The sequence below is a fragment of the Halobacterium sp. CBA1126 genome (assembly GCF_009741975.1).
Lineage (GTDB): Archaea > Halobacteriota > Halobacteria > Halobacteriales > Halobacteriaceae > Halobacterium.
The window spans coordinates 1-2,976 of sequence record NZ_WPCF01000171.1 but is presented as its reverse complement, the minus strand read 5'-3'; the positions used below and the strand labels follow the sequence as shown (position 1 = coordinate 2,976).

Sequence of the window (2,976 nt, the reverse complement as noted above, 5' to 3'; positions counted from 1 at the left end):
CGCCCGGCGACGGCGTGATGGTCGCGGGCGCCGACGTCGCGGCGGGCGACCGCGTGCTCGGCCCGGGGACGCTGCTCACGTCCCGCGAAGTCGGGCTGCTCGCGGCGCTCGGCGTGGAGAGCGTCCCCGTCCGCGCGAAGCCGAAGGTGGGCATCGTGTCGACGGGCGACGAGCTCGTGCGGCCGGGCGGCGAGGTGCGCCACCGCGCGGGCCAGATTTACGACGTGAACAGCTACTCCATCGCGGCCGCGGTGCGGGACGCGGGCGGCGAACCCGTGCTCTACCCGCACGCGGGCGACGACTACGAGGAACTCGAGCGCGTGCTGCGGGACGCCGCCGACGACTGCGACCTCGTGCTCTCGTCGGGGTCGACCTCCGCGAGCGCGGTCGACGTCGTCTACCAGGTCGTCGAGGAGCGCGGCGAGCTCCTCCTGCACGGCGTCAGCGTCAAGCCCGGGAAGCCGATGCTCCTCGGCGAGATGGGCGGCGCGGCGTACGTCGGCCTCCCCGGCTACCCGGTCTCCGCGCTCACCATCTTCCGGGCGTTCGTCGCGCCCAAAATCCGGGACGCCGCCGGCCTCCCCGAGCAGCGCTCGGCGACCGTGGAGGGGCGGATGGCGGTCCGCGAGCGCTACGGCGAGGGCCGCACGCGCCTGATGCCCGCGGGCCTCGTGGAGTCCGGGGACGGCGAGACGCTCGTCTACCCCGTCGACAAGGGCTCGGGGGCGACGACGAGCCTCGTGGAAGCGGACGGCACGGTCACCGTCGACGCGGACACGGAGTACCTCGACGAGGGCGAGACCGTCGACGTCGAGCTGTTCTCGCCGGACGTCCGCCCGCCGTCGGTGTTCGCGGTCGGCGAGCGCGACCCCGGCTTCGACCGCGTGCTCGACCGGCTCTCGAACCCGCGGTTCCTCGGCCTCGGCTCCCGCGAGGGCGCGCGCCGCCTCCGGAACGGCGTGCCGGACCTCGCGGTGACGACCGACAACAGGGGCGAGGGCGAGGAGCTCGCGTCGTGGACGCGCGAGTGGGGGCTCGTCGTCCCCGCCGGCAACCCGCTGGCCGTCTCAGGAATCTCCGACCTCGTGGACGCGGACGTGACGCTGTCGAACCGCACGGGCGCGAGCGGCCTGCGGGACGCCCTCGACGACGCGCTCGCCGCGCTCGCCGAGGAGCGCGACGGCGACCGTCGGACGCTCGCGGAGGAAATCGACGGCTACGAGCGCGAGACGAAGGGCACGGAGAGCCCTGCGCGGGCGGTACTGGAGGGCGACGCGGACGCCGGGCTCGCGCTCCGGGCGACGGCGGACCGGCTCGGCCTCGAGTTCGTGCCGGTCGGCGAGCAGCCGGTGCGCGCGCTCGCGAACCCGGAGCGCGTGGAGAAGCCCGGCGTGCAGGAGCTCGCGGGCGCGCTCGACGACCTCGAGGACGTGCTCGCTGACCTCGCGGGCTACGAGGCCTAGTCCGCGCTCCGCGGCGAGACGAAGAGGTCGTCGAAGGACTCGACGCGGTGGTCGCCGAGCACGCAGTGCCCGCGCTTGTGGGGGTCGTGGCGCTCGACGTGGACGCCGTCCAGCCCCGCGTTTCGGGCGGCGCCGACGTCGCTCTCGGCGTCACCGACGTAGACGCCGTCGTGGTCCGGGCCGGCGTCGAGGTCCGCGAGCGCGAGTTCGATGGGGCGCGGGTCGGGCTTCCAGCCGGTGTCGTCGTCGCAGCAGACCACCACGTCGAACCAGTCGCCGATGTCGAGGCTGTCCATCACGGGCTCGGTGAGGAACTCCGCGCAGTGCGTGACCACGCCCACGGGCCGGTCGAGGTCCGCGACCCGCGCGGCGTCGTCGTAGAGGTACGTCGCTTCCGCGCGCGCCTCGGGGTCCTCGACGTCGTGGAACGCGTCCCAGAACGCCGACGGCTCGAACCCCCACTCGCGCAGCTGGGCGTTCCGCGAGCCGCCGAGGCCGTGCCACAGCACCTCCGCCTGGTAGTCCGAGAACTCGTGGCCGACGCGGTCGCCGACACGGTCGAACACCTCCCGCGTGTACGACCACTCGGTGTCGACGAGCGTGCCGTCGAGGTCGAACAGCCAGACGTCGTAGTCGGCGGGCTGCATCAGACCGGACGGTACGTGATTCCCCGCCAAGTGTTTTGCCCCGGCGCGTCAGTCCTCAACTTCCACCGAGCTACCGAGGTACTTGTTCAGCACCTCGGGCGTGCTGTCGGCCTTGAAGAGGTCGAGGTTCGCGCCGATCTCCGCTTTGAGCGCGTCGTAGTACTCGCGGTCGGTCTCGAGCGCGCGGTACGCCACGGAATCGACGTCGACGCCGAGGGCGTCCGCCGCGAGCCCCCGGAAGTGGTCGCGGTCGCCGACCTCGCCGCGCCAGAGGTTGTCGCGGAAGAACAGCCAGCCGGGCTCGCCGGGGTCGGCGGCCGCCCGCTCCATGCGCGTCTCGAAGACCTCCGGGTCGACGCGCACCCCGTACTCGGGGTCGAGGCGGAACCGCACCGCGAAGACGTACCGGGCGTCCATCTACCGGAGTTCGTCGCAGAGCTCCGCGAGTTCCACGTCCTGCGTGGTGATGCCGCCGGCCTCGTGGCTCGTGAACCGCACCTCGACCTCCTCGTAGTGGATGCGGATCTCGGGATGGTGGAACTGCTCTTCGGCGAGCTCGCCGACCTCGGAGGCGAACGCGACGCCCTTGAGGTAGTCCTCGAACTCGTACGTGCGCACGATCTCGTCGCCGTCCCGCTCCCAGCCCTCGGGGAGCCGGCGCTCGACTTCCTCGTCGGAGAGGAGTTCTGCCATGGGCGACCCGTCGTGCGCCAGTCACATAACCGTACCCGCCGACAGGCCGAAGGGCTCGCGCGACGACCCCCCGCACGATGGACGCGAACTGGTCGCTCACCGTCGCGACCGCGGTCGGCGCCGTGCTCGTCCGCGCGGTCGCCCTCGCGGCGACCTCGCGGGCCTCACCGGGC

General features: G+C 73.0%; 4 protein-coding genes. 1 reads left to right on the top strand and 3 read right to left on the bottom strand.

What is annotated here, in order from left to right; all coding sequences use genetic code 11:
- On the top strand, window positions 1-1,463 hold a 1,463-nt coding region (locus GJ634_RS14740), incomplete at its 5' end, for a molybdopterin biosynthesis protein (RefSeq protein WP_157503597.1).
- Here GJ634_RS14740 and GJ634_RS14735 read toward each other — a convergent pair.
- Genes GJ634_RS14735 through GJ634_RS14725 form a run of 3 tightly spaced genes read right to left on the bottom strand, consistent with a single transcriptional unit; the run spans window position 1,460 to window position 2,803 of the window.
- Window positions 1,460-2,110, bottom strand: a complete 651-nt coding sequence (locus tag GJ634_RS14735; RefSeq protein WP_157503596.1) for an HAD family hydrolase — start codon at window positions 2,108-2,110, stop codon at window positions 1,460-1,462. The genes GJ634_RS14740 and GJ634_RS14735 overlap by 4 nt on opposite strands.
- Before the next feature lie 48 nt (window positions 2,111-2,158).
- Window positions 2,159-2,527 carry an LWR-salt protein gene (gene lwrS, locus GJ634_RS14730; protein ID WP_157503595.1) on the bottom strand — a complete coding sequence of 123 codons (369 nt, stop codon included), beginning with the start codon at window positions 2,525-2,527 and terminating at the stop codon, window positions 2,159-2,161.
- Window positions 2,528-2,803 (bottom strand): 4a-hydroxytetrahydrobiopterin dehydratase, encoded by a 276-nt coding sequence (locus tag GJ634_RS14725; protein WP_157503594.1) that lies wholly within the window; start codon window positions 2,801-2,803, stop codon window positions 2,528-2,530.
- Window positions 2,804-2,976 lie beyond the last annotated feature (173 nt).